Annotated in this window: 16 protein-coding genes; 6 read left to right on the top strand and 10 right to left on the bottom strand. The window is 54.1% G+C overall.

Features of this window, described 5'->3' with window-relative positions; genetic code table 11:
• Positions 1–9 precede the first annotated feature (9 nt).
• Positions 10–339 carry a DHCW motif cupin fold protein gene (locus tag OOJ59_RS05895; protein ID WP_032939562.1) on the top strand — a complete coding sequence of 110 codons (330 nt, stop codon included), beginning with the start codon at positions 10–12 and terminating at the stop codon, positions 337–339.
• 189 nt (positions 340–528) lie between these two features.
• Here OOJ59_RS05895 and trhP read toward each other — a convergent pair whose 3' ends face one another.
• From trhP to OOJ59_RS05860, 7 genes are all read right to left on the bottom strand, one after another.
• Complete coding sequence (gene trhP / locus OOJ59_RS05890) at positions 529–1,890, bottom strand: prephenate-dependent tRNA uridine(34) hydroxylase TrhP (protein WP_150345189.1); 1,362 nt, start codon at positions 1,888–1,890, stop codon at positions 529–531.
• Between the two features lie 165 nt (positions 1,891–2,055).
• Positions 2,056–2,778: a two-component system response regulator BaeR gene (gene baeR, locus OOJ59_RS05885; RefSeq protein WP_038641831.1), complete on the bottom strand. Its 723-nt coding sequence runs from the start codon at positions 2,776–2,778 to the stop codon at positions 2,056–2,058.
• Positions 2,775–4,178: a two-component system sensor histidine kinase BaeS gene (gene baeS / locus OOJ59_RS05880; protein ID WP_159120963.1), complete on the bottom strand. Its 1,404-nt coding sequence runs from the start codon at positions 4,176–4,178 to the stop codon at positions 2,775–2,777. Before baeS ends, baeR begins: the two co-directional genes overlap by 4 nt.
• The gene (locus OOJ59_RS05875) at positions 4,178–5,590 is read right to left on the bottom strand and encodes an MFS transporter (protein WP_137347118.1); all 1,413 of its coding nucleotides are present in this window, start codon (positions 5,588–5,590) and stop codon (positions 4,178–4,180) included. The genes baeS and OOJ59_RS05875 overlap by 1 nt, the downstream gene beginning before the upstream one ends.
• Entirely contained in the window at positions 5,587–8,667 is a 3,081-nt protein-coding gene (gene mdtC / locus OOJ59_RS05870) for a multidrug efflux RND transporter permease subunit MdtC (protein ID WP_038641823.1), read from the bottom strand. The genes OOJ59_RS05875 and mdtC overlap by 4 nt, the downstream gene beginning before the upstream one ends.
• Positions 8,668–11,790 carry an MdtB/MuxB family multidrug efflux RND transporter permease subunit gene (locus OOJ59_RS05865; RefSeq protein ID WP_085047915.1) on the bottom strand — a complete coding sequence of 1,041 codons (3,123 nt, stop codon included), beginning with the start codon at positions 11,788–11,790 and terminating at the stop codon, positions 8,668–8,670.
• A complete protein-coding gene (locus OOJ59_RS05860) occupies positions 11,790–13,037 on the bottom strand; it encodes an MdtA/MuxA family multidrug efflux RND transporter periplasmic adaptor subunit (protein ID WP_160956061.1) in 1,248 nt (415 codons plus the stop codon). Before OOJ59_RS05860 ends, OOJ59_RS05865 begins: the two co-directional genes overlap by 1 nt.
• 279 nt (positions 13,038–13,316) lie before the next feature.
• Between OOJ59_RS05860 and OOJ59_RS05855 the strand changes: the two genes are divergently transcribed.
• Positions 13,317–13,376 carry a type I toxin-antitoxin system Ibs family toxin gene (locus tag OOJ59_RS05855; RefSeq protein WP_106672390.1) on the top strand — a complete coding sequence of 20 codons (60 nt, stop codon included), beginning with the start codon at positions 13,317–13,319 and terminating at the stop codon, positions 13,374–13,376.
• Between the two features lie 99 nt (positions 13,377–13,475).
• On the opposite strand, the gene yegD is transcribed toward OOJ59_RS05855, so the two are convergent.
• Positions 13,476–14,828: a molecular chaperone gene (gene yegD / locus OOJ59_RS05850; RefSeq protein WP_137347115.1), complete on the bottom strand. Its 1,353-nt coding sequence runs from the start codon at positions 14,826–14,828 to the stop codon at positions 13,476–13,478.
• A 136-nt stretch (positions 14,829–14,964) separates the two neighbouring features.
• Between yegD and alkA the strand changes: the two genes are divergently transcribed.
• A complete protein-coding gene (gene alkA / locus OOJ59_RS05845; protein WP_137347136.1) occupies positions 14,965–15,834 on the top strand; it encodes a DNA-3-methyladenine glycosylase 2 in 870 nt (289 codons plus the stop codon).
• Here the strand turns inward: alkA and OOJ59_RS05840 are convergent.
• Both OOJ59_RS05840 and OOJ59_RS05835 read right to left on the bottom strand, forming a co-directional pair.
• Positions 15,802–19,131, bottom strand: coding sequence for a diguanylate cyclase (locus OOJ59_RS05840; RefSeq protein WP_137347114.1), 3,330 nt, complete (start codon positions 19,129–19,131; stop codon positions 15,802–15,804). The two genes, alkA and OOJ59_RS05840, sit on opposite strands and share 33 nt — an antisense overlap.
• Positions 19,132–19,270: 139 nt before the next feature.
• Complete coding sequence (locus OOJ59_RS05835) at positions 19,271–19,465, bottom strand: hypothetical protein (RefSeq protein ID WP_038641809.1); 195 nt, start codon at positions 19,463–19,465, stop codon at positions 19,271–19,273.
• Between OOJ59_RS05835 and udk the strand changes: the two genes are divergently transcribed.
• From udk to asmA, 3 genes are all read left to right on the top strand, one after another.
• Positions 19,448–20,089 (top strand): uridine kinase, encoded by a 642-nt coding sequence (gene udk, locus OOJ59_RS05830; RefSeq protein WP_003036776.1) that lies wholly within the window; start codon positions 19,448–19,450, stop codon positions 20,087–20,089. The genes OOJ59_RS05835 and udk overlap by 18 nt on opposite strands.
• A gap of 91 nt (positions 20,090–20,180) precedes the next feature.
• Positions 20,181–20,762, top strand: coding sequence for a dCTP deaminase (gene dcd, locus OOJ59_RS05825; RefSeq protein WP_003834269.1), 582 nt, complete (start codon positions 20,181–20,183; stop codon positions 20,760–20,762).
• A gap of 25 nt (positions 20,763–20,787) precedes the next feature.
• The gene (asmA, locus tag OOJ59_RS05820) at positions 20,788–22,641 is read left to right on the top strand and encodes an outer membrane assembly protein AsmA (RefSeq protein WP_137347113.1); all 1,854 of its coding nucleotides are present in this window, start codon (positions 20,788–20,790) and stop codon (positions 22,639–22,641) included.
• The last annotated feature ends 14 nt before the right edge of the window (positions 22,642–22,655 follow it).

The raw sequence follows: 22,655 nt of genomic DNA, 5'->3' as shown, positions 1-22,655 counted from the left end.
AGCTAAATGATGAAACTGGACAATATTCCATTCCATGTGACCGACTGGTCGCAGGTTATTCCCGAGCAGCATCCTGGTGAGTCTGGATATGCTACATGGAAAGTGGCTTTTGCCGGTGATGTTCGGGTGCGAATTGTCGAATATTCGCCGGGATATCTGGCCGACCATTGGTGTTCGAAAGGACACGTTCTGTTTTGTCTGGAAGGTGAGTTACGCACGGAACTGGAAGATGGCCGCGCGTTCGATCTAAAGCCAGGTATGAGTTACCAGGTGGCCGATCATGCAGAAGCGCATCGCTCATCAACCGCAACGGGAGCAAAGTTGTTTATTGTGGATTGATGGCGTAAACCAGCAGGCAAAAAATAAGCCTGCGTAAGGGAGATTACGCAGGCTAAGGAGGTGGTTCCTGGTACAGCTAGCATTTATGGGTTATGTTTTTCAGCGGGTGGGATAATACCCTCAATAAACGAAACGGTATGTGATCGATTTCTAAGAATCTTCCGATCGCTGAAAAATAACCGTAATTAACTACTTAGCATGCGGGTTGCGCGTCGACTCACCGGCAAAATTACGCATCAGCAACGCATAATTCAGATCGATATCCTCAGGTACAGGCATCCACACGGTATAGCCATCGCCCGGCGCAACCGGCATGGCTTCGCCTTTGGCGTTTTCCATCTGCTCAAGGGTAAAGTTGATGTTGCCCTGTGGGGTCATCAACTCCAGACTGTCGCCGACGGTGAATTTGTTTTTCACCAGCACGGCCGCTAATTCGCCCTTACGTTCACCGGTGAATTCGCCAACAAACTGCTGACGCTCGGACACAGAAAAACCGTATTCGTAGTTTTGATAGTCGTCATGCGTATGGCGACGCAGGAACCCCTCGGTGTAGCCGCGGTGCGCCAGGCCTTCCAGCGTCTCCAGCAGTTGCGGATCGAACGGTTTGCCGGCAGCGGCATCATCAATCGCTTTGCGATAAACCTGCGCGGTACGTGCGCAGTAATAGTATGACTTGGTACGGCCTTCGATCTTCAGCGAATGCACGCCCATCTGCGTCAGACGCTCAACGTGGGCAATAGCACGCAAATCTTTCGAGTTCATGATGTAAGTGCCGTGTTCGTCTTCGAAAGCGGTCATGTACTCACCAGGTCGCTGGGCTTCTTCAATCATAAAGACTTTATCTGTCGGCGCGCCAATACCCAATGTGGGTTCGACGTTTTGTACCGGGATCGGCTCGTACTTATGGACGATATTGCCCACCACGTCTTCTTTCCCTTCCTGCACGTTGTATTCCCAGCGGCAGGCATTGGTACAGGTGCCCTGGTTCGGGTCGCGCTTGTTGATGTAACCAGAGAGCAGGCAGCGCCCGGAGTAGGCCATGCACAATGCACCGTGAACGAAGATCTCAAGCTCCATATCGGGCACCTGGGTACGGATCTCTTCAATTTCTTCCAGCGACAGTTCACGAGAGAGGATCACGCGGGTCAGCCCCATCTGCTTCCAGAATTTGACCGTCGCCCAGTTAACGGCATTAGCCTGCACCGACAGGTGAATATCCATGTCAGGGAAGTTCTCGCGCACCAGCATAATCAGACCCGGGTCCGACATGATCAGCGCATCCGGACCCATTTCCACCACCGGTTTCAGATCACGAATGAAGGTCTTCAGCTTGGCATTGTGCGGGGCGATATTAACCACCACATAGAATTTTTTACCCAGTTCATGGGCTTCATTAATGCCGAGCTGCAGGTTTTCGTGGTTGAATTCGTTGTTGCGTACGCGCAGTGAATAACGCGGTTGGCCCGCATAGACAGCATCTGCGCCATAGGCGAAAGCGTAACGCATATTTTTCAGCGTTCCCGCCGGGGAAAGGAGTTCCGGTTTAAACATAATTATCTCGTTCTGATGACAGGTCAGACTCGCCTCACTTAATGAGGCGGTTAGGGGAGTGCCCCCATATTAAGGGCGGGCATTGTAGCGCTGAGGGGCGGGCAGGTAAAGTCATTGTGCTGGTGGTCGCTTCGCCTTACCCGATATCATTTGGACTATCGCTGATTACGCAATTCGGCACGCATCGGCTTCCCAGCGATACCCTACGCCATACACCGCGCGGATAAATGACTGCTCCGCATCCAGCGATTCCAGCTTGCGTCGCAGGTTCTTAATATGGCTGTCGATGGTTCGATCGGTAACGACGCGGTAATCGTCATACAGATGGTTGAGCAACTGCTCGCGGGAGAACACTTTTCCCGGCTCATGTGACAGCGTTTTGAGTAAGCGGAATTCCGCGGGCGTTAAGTCGAGCATTTTCCCCCGCCATGACGCCTGAAAACGACTTTCGTCGACAATCAGCGGGCTGTCTGCATCCATTTGTTGCAGTTCGCGCTGAGGTTTACAACGACGCAGGATCGTTTTCACGCGAGCGACGACTTCGCGCGGGCTGTAGGGTTTACAAATATAATCATCCGCACCAATCTCCAGTCCCAGCAGGCGATCAATCTCTTCGATTTTTGCGGTTACCATCATGATGGGAACTTCAGAGAAACGCCGAATTTCCCGACACAGGGTCAGGCCATCGGTGCCGGGCAGCATCAGATCCAACAAGATCAGATCGGGCGGCGTTTGACGTACGTAAGGCAGAACCAGATCGCCATGGCTGATGAGCGTAGGCGCGTAGCTTGCCGCCCGCAGATAGTCGATAAGCAGTTGTCCCAGCTTGGGTTCGTCTTCCACGATCAGAATACGCGGCGTGTTTTCATCAATGGGTAACTCTGTCATACATCTCTCTGTAAATCGCGTTCGAGCGGTAGCTCTACTGTAATGCTAACCCCGCCAAAAGGCGAATGGGCGGCGCGGATCAGACCATTATGCGCCTGGACGATATTGACGCAAATCGCCAGCCCCAAGCCGGAACCTCCGCTGGCGCGGTTACGCGACCCTTCGGTGCGATAAAACCGTTCAAACAGCTTCTGCAACTGCTCTTCACTCACGCCGGGAGCGGAATCCGCGAAGGTTAATAACACCATTCGTTCACGTTGTTCGGCGCTGATATGCAGCCCGCCGCCGCTGTCGGTATAGCGCAGGCTGTTTTCCAGCAGATTGTTGAATAATTGCATCAGACGATCTCTGTCGCCAAATACCGTCATGCTGTCCGGGAGAGAAAGTTGTATCGTCAATCCACGACTGGCAAAGCGTTCACGAAATGCACCGCTTGCCACTTCCAGCAGGGGAATAAGATCCAGCGATGTTTTCTGATAGGCCAGCGCGCCTTCATCGGACATGGAGAGTTGATGAAGATCGTCCACCAGTTTGGTGAGCGTTGCGACTTCTGCCTGTAAAGAGGTAATGGAGTCAGGGGTAAACTGGCGTACGCCATCCTGAATGGCTTCCAGCTCGCCGCGTAGCACCGCCAACGGCGTACGCAGTTCGTGAGAAATATCGGCCATAAAGTCACGCCGCATCTGCTGGTTTTTTTCCAGTGTACTGGCAAGCTGGTTGAAGTCTTGCGCCAGTTTGCCCAGCTCATCGGTACTGGTCGGCGCAACGCGGGTGGTGAAATCGCCTGCCGCCAGTTTATGCGTGCCTTCCACCAGTCGCTTGACCGGGGCCAACAGGCTGCGCGCCAGCGTAAACGTTGCCAGCGCCGCCAGAATTGTGGAGAGTGCGACGATAAGCCAACTGGAGCGTCTTTGCTGCATGTCGAAATTGATATCCGTATTTCGCGTTAAGCGCTCTACGGGAGAGGCAATCACGGCGCCCACTTCGCGACCGTTGACGCGGATAGGATGGCGCATACCGTCGTGAGGGACCGGAGCGCGCGGGCCGACCAACACGCGAGCGTTTTGATCAACAACCCAAAATTGGGTACGCCAGCCGTGCGGCGGCATGCCGGGACCGGGTTTATCATCGTCGTTGTCGTGTTCAAATGAGCGCAGGATCTGAAAAACAAAACGATCGTTATTGCGTAAGAACCGCCAGTTGCCATGCTGCTCATACTGCTCGCTCAACGCGTCGCTGAGCATTTGCAGACGCTGCTCGTTACCGTGTTTGATATAGTCAATAAAACCCCGTTCGAAGCTAATGCGTACGGCCCAGTGCATACTGATCAGCAACACGATGCAGGTGGCGAAAATCGCCAGAAACAGTTTGCCGGTAATACCGGGCCGCCAGAACTTCATCAGGTGCTCCTTCTGCGCCGTGAGATCACCGCGTTAGTTTGCGTGTCGTTCGGCACGCGGGCAAAAATAATGGCGGGCAGCGCAATAATGAATGCAATGCACAGCCAGGTATACATAAAGACGGTATGCGTACTGCCGCTGTCGACAGCGATATGCTGCTGGCCAAACATACCTAGCAACAGGCCAGCGATAGTCACCCCGATACTCATCGACAATTGCATGATCATCGACAGCAGACTGTTGCCGCTGCTGGCGAGATCGTCTGGCAGGTCTTTCAGCGTAAGGGTATTCATGGACGAAAAACGCGTTGAGTTGACCATTCCCTGTAAGAACAGCACCAAGGGCAGGGCGTAATACCAGCCGAGCAGCGCGGTGGTCATCAGCAACAGGCTGACCAGCGACAGGCCAAGCGTTGTGGCGACCAGTACGCGACGGTAGCCAAAGCGGTTAACGACCTGTACCACAATGCGCTTCATGCTCATACTGCCGAGCACCATCGGGACCATCATCAGCCCGGCATGAAAAGGTGAAAAACCGAGGCCAATCTGTAAAAACACCGGCGTCATAAACGGCAGCATACCGCTGCCGATGCGTCCGGCAAAACTGCCGAGCAGACCTAACGAGAAGGTTGGTGTGTGAAACAGATTCAAACTAAACAGCGCGCGTGGATTACGATGGGCGTGTTTCAGATACAGCGCAATAGCCAACACCCCGCAGATAACCAGCGCTGCCAGCGTAATACCGGAGATGCCGGTTCCTTTACTGCCATCGAGCGCCACCGTTAGCACCGCCATGCCGACCGCCAGCATCGCGAATCCCGAAAGATCAAAGCGTCGCGTTTGCATCGTGTAGTTGGGCATCAGCATTAACGTTGCTATCGCGCCGACAATACCAACCGGAATGTTCAGCAAAAATATCCAGTGCCAGGAGGCATACTCAACCAGAACGCCGCCTAACGCCGGACCCAGCAATGGGCCAATCTGACCGGGTAACGTGACAAACGTCATCGCCGCCATATATTGCTCACGCGGGACGATTTTCATCACCGTTAGCCTGCCAACCGGCACCATCATCGCGCCGCCAACGCCTTGTAAGACGCGCGCCATCACCAGCTCGTTGAGCGTGCCGGACCAGGCGCAAAACAGCGAGCCAAGCGTAAACAGGATGATGGCGGTGAAGAAGATATTGCGCACGCCAACTTTATCGGCCAGCCATCCGCTGGCAGGCAGCATTACGGCAACGGTTAATACATACGACACAATGACCATATGCATATGTAACGGGCTTTCTCCGAGGCTGGCGGCCATCGAAGGAAGCGCGGTATTGACGATGGTGGTATCCAGCGACTGCATAAAAAAGCCAAATGCCACAATCCAAAGTTGCCAGCGGGTGCTGTCGGGAAGTTCTGTCATAACTCGGCTACCGGTTTGCTATTTTTACGCGAAAAACGCAGACGCAGACGGTCGAAAAAGAGATACACCACGGGCGTGGTGTACAGCGTCAGGAGTTGACTCACTACCAGCCCGCCGACGATGGTGATCCCTAATGGCTGGCGCAGTTCGGAGCCATCACCTGCGGATAACACCAGCGGCAGCGCGCCAAACAGCGCAGCCAGCGTGGTCATCATTATTGGGCGAAAGCGTAACAGGCAGGCCTGGAAAATGGCTTCCTCCGGTTGCAACTTACCGTTTCTCTGCGCTTCCAACGCAAAATCGACCATCATGATGGCGTTTTTCTTCACAATACCAATTAATAGCATGATCCCTATCAGGGCGATTAGGCTGAACGGGGCATTGAATAGCTCCAGTGCCAGTAACGCCCCGACGCCCGCTGAAGGCAGTGTGGAAAGAATAGTCAGAGGGTGAACATAACTTTCATACAGCATACCTAACACGATGTAGACCGTTGCGATGGCCGCGATAATCAGGATCACCTGCGAGTTCATGGTGTCCTGAAAGACCTGCGCGGTACCAGCAAAACTACCGCGAACCGTTGAGGGCACGCCAAGCTGGGTCATCGTCCTGTTGATGGCCTCTGTCGCTTCAGAAAGTGAAGAGCCCGTCGGCAGGTTAAACGACACCGTTGACGCGGCGGACAAGCCCTGATGATTCACCGACAGCGGGGCATTCGCCGGTTGCCATTTGGCAAAGTACGATAACGGGATCGCCTTACCGTCATTGTTGATGACGAACATTTTGTCCAGCGCGCTAATATCCTGGGTGTAACGTCGATCGACCTCCATCACGACTTTGTACTGGTTCATCGGTTGATAAATTGTCGAAATCTGTCGTTGTCCGAAAGCGTTATTCAATAGGCTGTTGGCGGCGGCAACATCGATTCCCAGACGGGACATGGTGTCGCGATCGTAAATCAGATTCATCTCCGCGCCATTGTCCTGCTGATCGGAATTGACGTCCGCCAGTTGGGGCAGGGCGGCTAACGCCTTACGAATTTTAGGTTCCCATTCACGCAGCGCCGCCAGGTCGTCGGACAGCAATGTGTACTGATAGCTGGCGTTGGCCTGTCGTCCGCCGACGCGAATATCCTGCACTGCCATCAGAAACAGATTCGCGCCCGGCTCTTTTGCCAGCGCGACGCGCAGGCGGTCGATCACCTGTTGCGCGCTTTCACGGCGTTCATCGCGTGGCTTGAGGGTAATAAACATCATCCCGCTATTGACCCGGGAACCGCCGGTGAAGCCAGTGACGTTATTCACCGCCGGATCGTCGCGGATGATCTGCATAAAGTCCTGCAGTTTGCCGCGCATCGCCTGGAAAGAGATGCTTTGGTCAGCCTGGATCCCACCCATCAATACGCCTGTATCCTGCTCAGGGAAGAAGGTTTTCGGGATGGAGATGTAGAGCCAAATATTCAGCGCAATGGTACCGAGTAATACCACGCCCACCAGGCGCGTATGGCGCAGTACCCATTTAAGCGATGTGCCGTAACTCTGTTGCAGCGCTACCAACACGCGACCAAATCCCCGCTTACGCGTCTGCGCGCGCGGGGCGCTGGATTTAAGCATCCAGCCGCACATCATTGGCGTTAATGTCAGCGACACCAGCAGGGAAATGCCGATGGCAACCGACAGCGTGACGGCAAATTCGCGTAACAGCCGCCCCGGCAGGCCGCCCATCAGCAGCAGCGGCAGAAACACTGCCACCAGTGACAGGCTCATGGAGAGCACCGTAAAACCGACTTCGCGCGTGCCTTGTAACGCTGCCTGAAGTGGTTTCATTCCGGCTTCCAGATGGCGGGCAATATTTTCCAGTACCACGATGGCGTCATCGACGACAAAACCCGTGGCAATGGTTAGCGCCATTAACGACAGGTTGTTCAGGCTGAATCCGCACAAATACATGGCGGCAAATGTGCCGATTAGCGAGACCGGAACCGCGACGGCGGGGATAAGTGTTGCGCGTCCGGAACGCAGAAAGACAAAGACCACCAGGATGACCAGCGCCACAGAGATAATCAGCGTCTGTTCAACTTCCTCCAGCGAGGCGCGAATGGTCGGAGAGCGGTCCTGGGCAATTTGCAGGTCGATGGCGGCCGGGACCAGGGCTTGTAACTCCGGTAGTTTGGCCCGGATGCTGTCTACCGTCTGAATGATATTGGCTTCCGGTAGTTTGCGGATCATCAGCAGGATGGCCGGTTTGGCATTGGTCATCCCCGCATTGCGCACGTCCTGCACCGAGTCGCTCACCGACGCAACGTCACCTAACCTCACCGCAGCGCCGTTATTGTAGTGGATGATAATGGGTTGGTATTCGGCTGCCGTTTTCAGCTCATCGTTGGTTTGTACCTGCCAACGATGGGTTTCACTCTCGATAGCTCCCTGCGGCTTACGCACGTTGGCGTTATCAATTGCGCTACGCACGTCGTCGAGTGAGACTCCCTGGTTAAACAACGCTTGCGGGTTGAGTCCTACACGCACGGCGGGCAGAGAACTGCCTCCCACATCCACGTCACCGACGCCATCGATTTGCGCGATGGTTTGCGCCAGTTGGGTCGAGGCGAAATCGTACAACTCACCCTGAGAATACGTATCAGAAGTGAGCGTCAGGATCATTATCGGCGCGTCGGAAGGGTTGGCTTTGCGGTACGTTGGGCGACTGGGCATTCCGCTTGGTAGCAGGCTTTGTGCGGCGTTAATCGCGGCCTGAACGTCTCGCGCAGCGCCGTTGATGTCACGGTCGAAATTAAATTCGAGAATAATGCGTGTGCTGCCAAGCGAACTGCTTGAGGTCATTTCATTCACGCCCGCGATGCGGCCCAGAGAGCGCTCCAGCGGGGTGGCGACGGAGGAGGCCATCGTTTCAGGAGATGCGCCGGGTAATGAGGCGCTAACCATAATCACCGGGAAATCCACCTGCGGAAGCGGGGCCACCGGCAGCAGACGAAAGCCCAGTATGCCGCACAGAGTGATGGCCACAGAAATGAGAATAGTCGCCACCGGACGATGAATGAAAAGCGCGAAAAATTTCATTTACGCTTCCTCTTCCTGACGTGGGAAACGGCTTTTCACATACAGCGACAAACGATCAAACAGCAGATAAATCACCGGGGTGGTGAACAGCGTTAATACCTGGCTTAACAGCAGACCACCGACCATACCAATCCCTAATGGACGGCGTAATTCAGCACCCACACCGGTACTTAACATCAGGGGCAACGCGCCCAGCAGCGCCGCCAGCGTGGTCATCAGGATCGGGCGAAAACGCAGCAGGCAGGCCTGGAAAATAGCTTCACGCGGCGCCATACCCTGTTCGCGCTCTGCGGCCAGGGCAAAGTCGATCATCATGATGGCGTTTTTCTTGACGATACCGATGAGCAAAATAATGCCGATAATCGCAATGACGTCCAGTTCGCTGCCGGCAATCATTAACGCCAACAGTGCGCCAACGCCTGCCGTGGGCAGCGTGGAGAGAATGGTAATCGGGTGAATAAAGCTTTCATACAGCACGCCGAGTACGATATACATCGCGACAACCGCTGCCACAATTAGCCAGATAGTGTTGCCCAACGCGGCCTGGAAGGCCAACGTACTGCCCTGGAACTGGGTGGTAATGTTCGCTGGCAGGTTAAGCGTTTTTTCGGCATCCAGAATCGCCTGTACCGCATCGCCCAATGAATAGTCGTCTGGCACATTGAACGAGATGGTTGTCACCGGGAACTGATCGAGATGGTTAATCGACAGCGGGGCAAAACGCTGTTCAATGCTGGCGATAGCGCTGAGCGGCACCACGCCGCCGTCGCTACTGGTCAGACGAACAGTGTCCATGGCCGCAAGCCCTGGCGTCGTGTTGGTGTCATGTTCTAACACGACGCGATACTGGTTTGCCTGCGTATAGATGGTTGAAATCAGACGCTGGCCGAAGGCGTTGTACAGGGCGTTATCGACATCCGCCATGCTGATACCTAAACGGCTGGCGCTGTCGCGATTGACGTTCACATAGGCTACCAGCCCTTTGTCCTGCCAGTCACTGCTGACATCAGACACCTGCGGAAGCTGTTGTAGCTTTTCCAACAGTTGGGGAACCCAGGTACTGAGCGCATCCAGGGAGGTTGCTTGCAGCGTGAATTGATATTGCGTCCGGCTGACCTGAGTATCAATCGTCAGGTCCTGCGTAGGCTGAAGATAGAGGTCGACGCCGGGAACGTTGTTTACTGCCTCTTGTAACCGCGCGATCACTTTCTGCACGCGATCGTCGCGTTCATCCAGTGGCTTAAGGTTGATTTGCATACGTGCGCTGTTTAATGCCGGATTGGTGCCGTCCACGCCAACAAAAGCGGTCAGGCTCTCAACCGCCGGATCTTGCAGGATGACATCTGAAACCTGACGCTGACGCTGGGCCATGCTGGCAAACGAACTGGACTGCGGCGCCTGCAGCGTGCCCTGAATGATGCCGTTATCCTGTATCGGGAAGAATCCTTTTGGAATAAAGATCCACAGCATGACGCTCAGCGCCAGCGTGCCAAGCGCCACGCTGAGCGTCAGCCACGGATGGTTGAGCACCTTTGCCAGCCAGTGGCCGTACCCGGCGATGACGCGATCAAACATCCGTTCCGAAGCGCGAGAGAAGCGGTTCTGTTTACGTAACGATGCCTGGCTGAGCATGCGGGCGCACATCATCGGCGTAAGGGTGAGCGACACCACGGCAGAAATCAGGATCGCCACGGCCAGTGTTACGGCAAACTCGCGGAACAATCGCCCGACAATATCGCCCATAAACAACAGTGGGATCAGCACGGCGATCAGCGAAAATGTCAGAGAGATGATGGTAAAACCAATCTCGCCCGCACCTTTCAGGGCGGCGGTCAGCGGTTTTTCGCCTTTTTCGATATAACGTGAAATGTTCTCAATCACCACGATGGCGTCATCCACCACAAAACCGGTGGCGATGGTTAGCGCCATTAAGGTCAGGTTATTGATAGAGAAATCAAGAAATACCATGACCGCAAAGGTGCCGATTAGCGACAGCGGAACGGCGACCGCGGGTATAATCGTCGCCGGGATATTGCGCAGAAACAGGTAGATAATCATAACAACCAGCGCAATCGCCAGCATCAGCTCAAACTGGGTATCAGCTACGGATGCACGAATATTGGTTGTACGATCCGAAAGCACGCTGACTTTTACTGATTTAGGCAGGCTTTCAGTGAGCTGCGGCAGCATTTGGCGGATGCTGTCAGCAGTGGAAATGATGTTTGCCCCAGGCTGGCGCTGAACATTCATCACAATGGCTTGTTGCTTATTGGCCCATGCGCCCAGCCAGCTATTTTCTGCCCCTTGCTCCACGGTCGCGACATCGCCCAGACGTACCGGCGCACCGTTTTTATAGGCAATAATCAGCTGACGATATTCATCTGCAGACTGCATCTGGTCGTTAGCTGAGAGGGTGACGGCGCGCGTTGGGCCATCAAGACTGCCTTTGGCCGAGTTGACGTTAGCGCCGGTAATTGCCGTACGGATGGTTTCGCTGGTCAGACCGAGCGCGGCAATGGCCTGCGCATTAAGCTTGACGCGGACGGCCGGACGTTGCCCACCGGAAAGCGTTACCAGACCCACGCCGGAAACCTGAGAGATTTTCTGTGCGACGCGGGTTTCGACCATATCTTCAACTTGCGTCATCGGCATGGCGCTGGAGGTGACAGCCAGCGTCATGATTGGTGGATCCGCCGGGTTTACCTTGCTGTAAACCGGCGGGTTGGGCAGATCGCCCGGTAATAAATTGGTCGCGGCGTTAATTGCAGCCTGTACTTCCTGCTCGGCGACATCCAGCGGGAGCGTCAGTTGAAACTGCAATGTCACGACCGAGGCGCCGCCGGAACTTTGCGATGACATCTGTTTTAAGCCGGACATCTGTCCAAACTGACGTTCAAGCGGCGCGGTCACTGCCGAGGTCATGACGTCCGGGCTGGCGCCGGGGTAGAGCGTTACGACCTGAATCGTGGGGTAATCCACTTCCGGTAAGGCGGCGATCGGCAAGAAACGATAACCGATAATACCGGCTAACAAAATGGCGACCATCAGCAGCGTGGTGGCGACGGGGCGCAGAATAAACAGGCGCGATGGGCCGCCTGAGTTGCCGGGTGGTAACACCTGCATCAGGAGTTAGCTCCTTTTTTGCCGTAGCCGCGCGGCGCAGTTTTCTCGTCTGCCACTGAGGCGTCTTGCCCCTCCACGACTTCAACTTTTGCCCCTTCCGTCAGGCGGTCAATACCGTCGGTCACCACGCGATCTCCTGCGGACAGCCCGGCGGTAATCACCACTTTCTGGCTATCCTGGATACCCGGTTTCACCAGGTGTTTACTCACCTTATTGTCGCTGTTCAGCACCCAGACAAAGTGACCTTCATTACCCATTTGCAGGGCGGCCGTAGGGATGACTACGGCATTTTGTTCCGTATCGACCAGCATGCGGGCGTTAACGAACTGGTTCGGGAATAAGGCATCATCCTGATTGTTAAACCGGGCCTTAACTTTGATGGTTCCGGTACTCGTGTCGATCTGATTGTCGAGACTCAGCAGGACGCCTTCGCTCAGTTTTTGCGAATTAGTACGGTCCCAGGCTTCGACTTTCAGCGGGTTTCCCGATTTTTGCGCCCGTAACACGGTGGCGATGTCGTTTTCAGGTAAGGTAAATATCAGGTCGATAGGGTGGGTTTGTGTAATGACGACGATACCGGTGGTATCGCTGCTGGAAATCTGGTTGCCAACATCCACCTGCTTCAAACCGACCCGACCATCGACAGGGGCAGTTATACGGCTCCAGTCGAGCTGCAATTGGGCGCTGGCGACGCTGGCTTCATCCGCTTTGATTGTCCCTAACGTTTCATTTACCAGCGCCTGTTGGGCATCCAGCTCCTGGCGGGAGACCAGATTGGTTTTTACCAACTGCTGATAACGCGCAAGGTCGCGACGGGCATTCGCCAGCGTGGCTTTATCTTTTGCCAGTTGCCCCTGCGCCTGAGCCAGAGCAACTTTAAACTGGCTGGGGTCTATCTCTGCCAGCAGGTCGCCAGCTTTTACCTGTTGCCCTTCCTCGAAGTGTAACGCGATGAGCTGGCCATCTACCCGGCTTCGCACCGTAGCGGTATTGGCGGCAGTAATGGTGCCTAGCCCCGTCAGATAACGTGGAACGGCTTCCTCGGTGGCGGTGGCAGCCTGAACGGGAGCCAACGGCCCGGAACGCATACCACGACGCCCAGCCCCTGGCGAGTGCTGTGCTGGTTTGGTCGCGCCTGGTGCGGTTCCCTGGGGTTCACTGCGGCTTTGCCAGAACCAGAATGCGGCGATGGCGGCCACGACGATCACAATTGCTATCACCCGGCGGGATTTGTTACTGCCTTTCATTGTTATGAGTTTCTCATCCTGAAACGATTCGCGGAATGATACTAGTTTAGCCAGCGAACAAGGGAGAAAAATGGAGGAATTATGAAACACTGTCGGGATTCGTCTGAATGCTGACGCGGCTTTGCGAGGTATTAAGCAACATTAAGCGGTGAAAACGGCGAACAAGAAATAGTGCGTTAGAGTGCGTTCAAGGCAAAAAGGAGGTAAGCCAGAGATTTCAGCGGGACGCTGGAACGGGAAAACCCCTCCCGAGGAAGGGGCCAAAATAAGGAAAGGGTTATGATGAAGTACGTCATCATACTGGTGATACTCTTAGTGATTAGCTTACCGGCTTACTAAGACACCAGGGGGAGGGGAGACCTTCCCTAACCCTCACTCCTGAAAATAAGCTACAGCTAAGGTGATGTCAATACACGTCCTTTTCAGCATGCGAGCGGCTTAGCGGAAAACAACCTCAGCCCAGCGGGCCAGTCCGGCGGTGACGGAACCGAAATCATCGCCACCGGCAATTGGGATCCCCGGAAGCTGCTCTGCGAGAGCTTTTTTGATCAACGGCGAACGCGCGCTGCCGCCGGTCAGGTAAATCACGTCCGGTTTTTCCTGCGCGTTTTCCAGCGCCAGTTGAACCTGCTCGAGAATGCGCACCAGGGGCTGATTGAGCGCGGCTTCCAGTCCGTGTTGGCTGATATCGGTGGCCAGCGTTTCACTGATAAACGGTATCGCCGCCGTAACGATGTTCTGGTCGGAGAGTGCGATTTTGCTCTCTTCTGCGCTGCGTACCAGGCGGTAGCTCAGACGCTCGCGCCAGACTTTGAGCAACAGGGCGACTTTATCGGCTTCCCGGGCGTCGCGCACAAGATCGTTCAGTAAGCGTCCGTTGGCGCTACTGTAGAACTCACTTTGCGCGGGGACATCGTTAATCGCGACCGCGTTCCACCAGGGCAGAATAGGTAAGGCGATGCCTTTTTCCGTTTCTCCACCCATGCCGAGGAGCGGCATCAAGTGTTTAAATGCCAGCGCAATGTCCAGATCGTTCCCGCCTACGCGGCAGCCGCTGTGCCCCAGCAGGCTGTTTTCGCGATCGCCGCGTTGATGCCATTGCGGTCCCATCAGCAACAATGAACAGTCGGTCGTCCCCCCGCCAATGTCCACGACCAATACGCGTTTTTCTTCCTGTAGCGTGGCTTCGTAATCCAGGCCAGCCGCTACCGGTTCGTATTGAAAAACAACATCCTGAAAACCAGCGCGTTTTGCCGCACGTTCAAGAATCCCCTGCGCCTGAGCATTAGCGTCATCGCCGCCTAAACCCTGGAAGTTGATTGGGCGACCAATAACGGCCTGGGTGATGGCTTCCGGCAACTGGCTTTGTGCCTGATTACGAATATGTAGCATCATGGCGCAGACCAGATCCTCAAACAGCGCAACCTGCTGCGGTTTCAGACCGCTGGCACCGAGAAAGGATTTTGGTGATTTAACGAAGTACACCTCTTCCGGATCGTCAATATAGTGACCCAGTGAAGCCAGACCGAACTGCACGCTGTTGGCATTCACCTCAATATCTTCTTCGCGGTTATAGCGCATCGCACGACGCAGCAGCGCCTGCGTTTCGTCATCCGTGGTTGGCACGTCGTGATGGCGATACAGCCATTCGCTGACCGCTTCGCGCGTTGGCGCACACAGCATTGAGGGCAGAAGCGTGCTGTTGTTTTCCATTTTGAGCAAGTGTGGCTGCCCGTCTTGCATAACGGCCACTGAACAGTTTGCCGTACCGTAGTCAAAACCAATAAACACCGTAAAAATCCCCATGCCAGTGAAGAAGGGGCGTGACTTTAACGAAATGTCGACGTCCCGACAACTGGAATATGAAAGCAAGGCGTATCGTTTGAATACCGTTTATGCTGTAGGTTTGCTTGAAAAGGAAAACGCAATGTTCACGCTGAGTTGGCAACCGCCTTATGACTGGCCCTGGATGCTGGGGTTCCTGGCCGCCCGTGCGGTGGAAGGGGTAGAAACCGTGGGGGATCTGCGTTATGCCAGAAGCCTGACCGTCGGGAATCATCGTGGTCTGGTGCGCGTGATACCGGATCTACACACCCATCAACTACACGTGACGTTGAGTCCGGGGCTACAGCCGGTTGCCGCAGAGTGTCTGGCTAAAATGACGCGCTTATTCGATCTTACCTGTTGCCCGCAGCAAATCGTCAGCGCGCTGGGAAGCCTTGGGGCAGCGCGTCCGGGACTGCGTTTGCCGGGCAGTGTTGATGCGTTTGAACAAGGAGTACGGGCGATTTTAGGGCAGTTAGTCAGCGTAGCTATGGCGGCGAAACTGACGGCGAAAGTGGCGCATACTTATGGGGACACGCTGGAGGATGCGCCAGAGTATGTGTGTTTTCCTACCCCTGAAGCGCTCGCTGATGCCGATCCATTACACCTGAAAGCGTTAGGGATGCCGCTCAAACGCGCTGAAGCGTTAATTTATCTGGCTCGCGCGACGCTGGATGGAACGCTTGCGACACAAGCGCCTGCCGATATCGAGCAAGGCGTCAAACATCTGCAAACGTTCCCCGGAATAGGGCGCTGGACCGCCAACTACTTTGCGCTGCGCGGCTGGCAGGCGAAAGATGTTTTTCTGCCGGATGACTATCTGATTAAACAACGTTTTGCCGGCATGACGCCCGCCCAGATTCGGCGGTATGCAGAGCGCTGGAAGCCCTGGCGCTCCTATGCGTTATTACATATCTGGTATACGGATGGCTGGCAGCCGTCAGTTGATGGCGAAATGACTGGTATTCAGTAGCAGATCCAGCGGTTGGGCGTCGGCAATGATATCGCCATAAATCATATCAATCCCGATGCCAGAAAGCGCATCCATTATTAGCGGCAACTGCACCGGACCAGCGATGGTTTTAATGTCCAGACGCTGAGCATGGCCCTGGATAATGGACACCCACATTTCGTCAATCAAGTTACCGTGGACACTGGCGCTTAGCTCGCTGTCGAGTAGAAGGTAATCAACCATGTGATACTTCAGGTTGTCAAAAAGATCTAAATCGCGACCGACATGACTTAAAATAATTCGGCATCCGCACTGTCGCAGTCGATGTAGTGTGGATATAGCCTGCGTTGGGTTTGTTTTTATCACGTTAGACGGAACGGTCAGGTGCAGCAGTCGTGGTGGTAACGGACTTCTTTGCAGTTGCCCCAGCAGTTCGTCAACAAGTTCTGTATTCAGCAATCCGGCGGCGGAAAGGGGCAGGGCAATGCTGAGTCCCTTACTGGCGACGGCCGGGGCTGCGCTCTGGAAGAACTCGGTAAATACCCGGCGGTCAAGCGCCTGATTCAATGTAGAATCGACCAGCCCGGCACGGAAAGCGTGCTCTTCAATAATTTCCCCTTCAGCTGTCCCTAAGCGTAGTGAGAGCAGCCAGAAGCTAAACGTCTCTGGTATCCGCGGGGAGGCCACGCCCCTGGCGATGATTAACATTGGATTGTGCGTAATGGTGTGTCTTTGTTCATCCAATGACAGTTGGCTTCGCGCCGCATGGGCCTCGCTTTGCTGGGGTTCATAAACGCAGACTCGCCCACGTCCACTGTTCTTCGCCGCATAACAGGCTATATCCGCCTGGGACATGACGTCGCTCGCGACATGGTTTTTTTCATCAATTAGCGTAATTCCCGCACTGGCGCCAATACGGTGCAAGCGTCCATCCCACATGAAGTGGTAATCGTTGATGGCGCTGATGATGCGACCTGAGATAAAGCGGGCGCTTTCGATATTACAATCCGGCAGCAACAGACCAAACTCGTCACCGCCAAGGCGCGCCAGCATATCGCTGGAACGCAGCATGCTGAGCATCAGTGAAGAGAGTTCGCGTAGCAGGGCATCGCCTGCGGCGTGACCGGCACTATCGTTTACGGCTTTAAAACGATCGAGATCGATAAAAACCAATGCATGACGTTGGTGCGTGTCGTGAACCGTATGCAGTAACTGTTTTAGATGATTTTCGAAGCTGACCCGGTTTGCCAACTGCGTCAGATCGTCATGCGAGGCGCTGTAGCTAAGCTGGCGCAGCATTTTACGTGACTCGGTGACATCCTGAATCACCAGCACCGAGCCAATGCTGCCGCCATCGAGTGTGCTGAGGGGGGTGATGCTGTACTGAATGTCATAACTGTTGCCGTTGCGACAATGCAGAACGACTTCCTGCTCGATGGCCGTACGCGACATGTCAGCGCTGTAGATATTCTCCATCAGCGGTCCGTTGTCGCCGAAAGTAATACGGAGTACCGTCAGCAGTGGAATACCGATGGCGCTTTCCTGCTGCCAGCCGCTCATCTTCTCTGCGACCGGATTCATAAAGGTCACGTTCATATCGACATCAATACAAATCACTGCTTCGCCAATCGAATCCAGCGTAATGTGCAGACGTTCTTTTTCCTGATACAACGCTTCGTTAAGCTGCTTCACCTCGGTCATATCCATATTGATGCCAAGGAAGCGTTCAACTTCACCATCTTTATTCAGTACCCGGTTTGCCAGTGAGCGGATGTGCCGCACGCCATCTTTGACCGCAATACGAAACTCGAGCTTAAAGGGGGCCCGTGCGGCCAGCGAATCACGAATGACATTTTTAGCATGTTCACGATCTTCGGGCACAACGCAGTCATACCAGACTTGCCAACTGGGTTTGATATGCGCAGGGACTTCATAGAGATCAAACATGCGCTTATCCCAACTGATTACGTCAGGCTGCAGCTCCCATTCCCAGATGCCAATTCCCCCGGCTTCATTGGCGAGGGTAATGCGCTCCATCAACCGTTTATTAATCCACTCGGTATGCTTCAGATCGTTAATATCCTCAACCTGCGCAATAAAGTAGAGTGGGGTATTGTCGCTATTACGCACCAATGAAACGGCCAGCAAGGCCCAGACGACATCACCGGAGCGCGTGTAATAGCGTTTTTCCATGGAGTAGCTGTTGATTTCCCCGCGCGCCAGCATATCTAACTGCTCGAGATCATTATTCAGATCTTCCGGCCAGGTTAATTGCTGGAAGGTTAGCGAACGTAGCTCATCCTGGCTGTAGCCCAGAAACTGGCACAACGCTTTATTCGCCTGGAGCCATTGCCCCTCGGTCCCCACCAGCGCCATACCAATCGCGGAATATTCCATGGCATTGCGAAAGCGCGATTCGCTTTCAGAGATATGTTTGCGTTCGGCCCGAAACGCGTACATCACCATCGTCATCATATTGGCCGGCAGCAGGATCATCAAAAACGGCAGCCAAGGCAGGCTGGTCGTCAAGTTGGGTTTTGGGATGTAGAGCAGCGAAGGGGCGGCGGCCAACATCATCGAGACCATCATTACGGTGCTGAGGAAAATTAAAAATGCCTCCATTCGCGGCAGACGAACAGCGCTCCACATCAACAGGACGATAACGCAGGTAAAAGGCCATGGAAGATACATCATGGACAGCCAACTGAGCGTCAAGGTCACCAGAAGTGTGATGACGGTTTCAAGCAGTAACCGTGGGTCGCGGTGGCGGAGCAGATAATGGGGCTTAAACAGCAAACCTAACGGCACCAGCGCCAGCGCGCCTATGGACTCTGACAGCACCCAGATAAGAAAGGTATTTAACGAGGTTTCCTTTGGCAGCAATAACCACAGTAGCAAGCCGCCCAACACGGGAGGAACCACGGCGCTGCCAAAAGCCAGGCGCGCCCAGTCGTTGAGATTTTGTAAGGGGTTGTACCAGGGCAGCAGTTTACGCAATAGCATTGCGCCAACGACAGCCTCAATAATGTTGATAGCCGTATAGGTGAAGCTAAGCGATTCACCGGGGAAGAAGAGTAAGGACGCGCCGATATTACCAAATGAACAAGCCAGCGCAATTCCCGGCCACATCTTTCCCGCATGACGGTAAAAAGCCACCATCATGATTGACGTTGGGAACCAAAGCGGCGCCAGCTGCGCGCCGAAACGTGACAGTTCCAGTGAGAATAGCGTAAAAATGAAAGCCACCAGACCTAAACTGGCCATGCGCAGTAGAGGATGAGGTAAGGTAACTAAAACATGTTGGGATTGTTTACTCATTACCACTCTACCCAAATAGCCGATGTTGTCCGGGAGATATGCCGGATACATCTTGTTTAATCTGCGATTATGCTAGTACAAATAATTTACAATTTATACGCCAGCTGCGCATAAATTAACACTCTCAAGCTATTAATTCCTAAGGCTGATAGATAAATTTAGCACCTGCTTTAAAACTGATCATTTTAATTTGCGACAAGGAAAGCATTGGCGCAGGCTGGACTGGCATCGCGCCGCTGAAATCCCTATAATTGCCGCGTTTGGCGTTTCGACGCCGCCCTTCCTTAACATCCAGGTTAATCAGGTCGCTAAATTTATGACTGATCAGTCCCATCAGTGCGTCATTATCGGCATCGCCGGCGCATCGGCTTCCGGCAAGAGTCTTATTGCCAGCACGCTTTACCGCGAATTACGTGAACAAGTCGGTGACGAACATATTGGCGTTATTCCCGAAGACAGCTATTACAAAGATCAAAGCCATCTGTCGATGGAAGAACGTGTAAAAACCAACTACGACCATCCGAACGCGATGGATCACAGCCTGCTGTTTCAACATCTGCAGACGCTTAAACGCGGAAGTGCCATTGAACTACCCGTTTACAGTTATGTTGAGCATACACGCACGCAAGACACTATTCATATCGAACCCAAGAAAGTGATCATCCTGGAAGGCATTCTGCTGCTGACAGACGCGCGTTTGCGTGACGAGATGAACTTCTCTATTTTTGTTGATACGCCGCTGGATATATGCCTGATGCGCCGTATTAAACGGGACGTGAACGAGCGTGGCCGTTCCATGGATTCGGTGATGGCGCAATACCAAAAAACCGTACGTCCAATGTTCCTGCAATTTATTGAGCCTTCAAAACAATACGCCGACATCATCGTGCCGCGCGGGGGTAAAAACCGCATCGCCATCGATATTCTGAAGGCTAAAATCAGTCAGTTCTTTGAATAAGTTCAGCGAATTGTGTACCGTTCAGTGATAACCTGGCTCACCCTTAACGCGCCTGGCATTAAGGGGTTGAAGCACGAAAGGAGAAAGTGCCATGCGTTTATGTGACCGAGATATTGAAGCCTGGTTGGATGAAGGTCGCCTGTCGATCACTCCACGCCCTCCTGTCGAGCGAATCAATGGCGCCACGGTAGATGTGCGTCTTGGTAACAAATTCCGTACGTTCCGCGGTCATACGGCGGCGTATATCGATTTGAGTGGACCGAAAGATGAAGTCAGCGCTGCGCTGGATCGCGTGATGAGCGATGAAATCGTCCTTAAGGACGGCGAGGCATTTTTCCTGCATCCGGGGGAGCTTGCGCTGGCGGTGACGTTCGAATCCGTGACGTTGCCTTCCGATCTCGTCGGTTGGTTAGATGGTCGTTCTTCATTAGCGCGTCTGGGACTGATGGTACACGTTACCGCACACCGTATCGATCCGGGCTGGTCAGGGTGCATCGTACTGGAATTTTACAACTCCGGAAAATTACCGCTGGCCCTGCGCCCTGGCATGCCAATTGGCGCGTTGAGTTTCGAACCGCTTTCCGGTCCGGCTGCGCGACCTTACAATCGTCGTCAGGATGCAAAGTATCGCGATCAGCAGGGCGCCGTTGCCAGCCGGATCGATAAAGACTGAATGTTTTCAGTCCATTGGGGATAGCATGAGACGATTTCTGACAACGCTGATGATCCTTCTGGTCGTGCTGGTGGCCGGTTTTTCTGCGTTAGTACTGTTGGTGAATCCGAATGATTTCCGCGCGTATATGGTCAAGCAGGTTGCTGTGCGTAGCGGATATCAACTGCAGTTGGATGGTCCTCTGCGTTGGCACGTATGGCCTCAGTTGAGCATCCTCTCGGGGCGCATGGCGTTGACGGCTGAAGGTGCCAGCGAACCCCTGATTCGTGCTGACAATATGCGCCTCGACGTCGCGTTGTGGCCGTTGTTGAGTCATCAGCTCAGTGTGAAGCAGGTGATGCTCAAGGGGGCTGTGATTCAACTGACCCCGCAAACTGAGGCTGTGCGTGGACAAGATGCGCCCGTTGCCCCCAAAGACAATACGTTGCCCGATCTGGCGGAAGACAAAGGATGGTCGTTTGATATCGCCCGTCTGCGCGTCGCCGACAGCGTTCTGGTATTCCAGCATGAAGACGATGAGCAGGTAACGGTTCGCGATATTCGTCTGGAGATGGAACAGGATAGCCAGCATCGCGGTACGTTTGATTTCTCCGGGCGTGTGAACCGCGATCAGCGTGACCTTGCGCTATCGTTTAACGGCACCGTCGATGCTTCCGACTACCCGCATAATTTGTCCGCTAATATTGAGCAGTTAAGCTGGCAGCTACAGGGGGCCGATCTTCCGTCGCAGGGCATTAAAGGTGAGGGACAGCTTCAGGCGCAGTGGCTGGAAGAGAAAAAACAGCTCGCGTTTAGCCAGATTCATTTAACCGCTAACGACAGCTCTCTCGCCGGGCAAGCCCAGGTGTCGTTGTTAGATAAACCAGAATGGCTCGTCGATCTGAAATTTGGTCAGCTCAATCTGGACAATCTGATTGTGCAACGCGATGCCGTGGCGGCGACAAACGGTGAGGTTCAGCAAGGGCAGAGTCAGTCGACGCTGGCGCGCCCCGTCATTGCTTCGCAGGTTGATGCCGTCTCTTACCAGGGACTCAAGGGATTTTCGGCAGACATCACGTTACAGGCTGACAAAGTATTGTGGCGTAAAATGGCGTTTGAGAATGTCTCGGCAAAAATAAATAACCAGTTCGGCTTAATGAATATCGCACAGCTGGAAGGCAAAAGTAACGGTGGACGTGTTTCGCTTCCCGGTACGTTGGACGCCAGAAAAGATGCGCCGCGAGCAGTCTTTCATCCGCGGCTGGAAGGCGTAGAAATAGGCGCTATCCTCAAAGCCTTCAATTACCCCATCGCGCTGACCGGCAAGCTGTCACTGGCGGGAGATTTTTCCGGCTCGGATATTGACGCCCAGGCGTTTCGCCATAGTTGGCAAGGCCAGGCTCATGTCGAAATGAGTGATACGCGAATGGAAGGAATGAACTTCCAACAGATGATACAACAAGCCGTAGAACGCAGCGGCGGTGATGTGAAATCACAGCAAAATCTGGATAACGTCACCCGTCTGGATCGCTTTGTCACCGATATGACGCTGGATAACGGCGAGGTTACGCTGGATAACATGGCCGGTGAGTCGGCGATGCTTGCGCTGACTGGCAAGGGGACGTTAGACCTGGTGAAGCAGAATTGCGACACGCTGTTTAACATTCGCGTGCTGGGCGGTTGGGATGGCGAAAGCAAGCTGATTAAGTTCCTGAAAGCCACGCCGGTTCCTCTCAGGGTTTATGGCCAGTGGCAGGCGCTGAACTATAACTTGCAGGTCGATCAGTTGCTGCGTAAGCATCTGCAGGATGAAGCGAAACGTCGTCTGAACGATTGGGCCGATCGCAATAAAGACTCCCGCAACGGTAAAGATGTTAAAAAGTTGCTGGATAAACTCTGATTCACATTGCCGGA

It is taken from the genome of Citrobacter sp. W9 (assembly GCF_026719375.1).
GTDB classification, from domain to species: Bacteria; Pseudomonadota; Gammaproteobacteria; order Enterobacterales; family Enterobacteriaceae; genus Citrobacter; species Citrobacter werkmanii.
Note: the sequence above shows the minus strand (reverse complement) of the source record. Positions and strands in the feature narration are given on the sequence as shown.

Coding starts and splice junctions, on each gene's coding strand:
- OOJ59_RS05865 (WP_085047915.1), bottom strand. CDS start 11,790: ATGCAGGTGTTACCACCCGGCAACTCAGGCGGCCCATCGCGCCTGTTT.
- OOJ59_RS05860 (WP_160956061.1), bottom strand. CDS start 13,037: ATGAAAGGCAGTAACAAATCCCGCCGGGTGATAGCAATTGTGATCGTC.
- mdtC (WP_038641823.1), bottom strand. CDS start 8,667: ATGAAATTTTTCGCGCTTTTCATTCATCGTCCGGTGGCGACTATTCTC.
- OOJ59_RS05895 (WP_032939562.1), top strand. CDS start 10: ATGAAACTGGACAATATTCCATTCCATGTGACCGACTGGTCGCAGGTT.
- baeR (WP_038641831.1), bottom strand. CDS start 2,778: ATGACAGAGTTACCCATTGATGAAAACACGCCGCGTATTCTGATCGTG.
- udk (WP_003036776.1), top strand. CDS start 19,448: ATGACTGATCAGTCCCATCAGTGCGTCATTATCGGCATCGCCGGCGCA.
- trhP (WP_150345189.1), bottom strand. CDS start 1,890: ATGTTTAAACCGGAACTCCTTTCCCCGGCGGGAACGCTGAAAAATATG.
- OOJ59_RS05835 (WP_038641809.1), bottom strand. CDS start 19,465: ATGGGACTGATCAGTCATAAATTTAGCGACCTGATTAACCTGGATGTT.
- baeS (WP_159120963.1), bottom strand. CDS start 4,178: ATGAAGTTCTGGCGGCCCGGTATTACCGGCAAACTGTTTCTGGCGATT.
- alkA (WP_137347136.1), top strand. CDS start 14,965: ATGTTCACGCTGAGTTGGCAACCGCCTTATGACTGGCCCTGGATGCTG.
- dcd (WP_003834269.1), top strand. CDS start 20,181: ATGCGTTTATGTGACCGAGATATTGAAGCCTGGTTGGATGAAGGTCGC.
- OOJ59_RS05840 (WP_137347114.1), bottom strand. CDS start 19,131: ATGAGTAAACAATCCCAACATGTTTTAGTTACCTTACCTCATCCTCTA.
- asmA (WP_137347113.1), top strand. CDS start 20,788: ATGAGACGATTTCTGACAACGCTGATGATCCTTCTGGTCGTGCTGGTG.
- OOJ59_RS05875 (WP_137347118.1), bottom strand. CDS start 5,590: ATGACAGAACTTCCCGACAGCACCCGCTGGCAACTTTGGATTGTGGCA.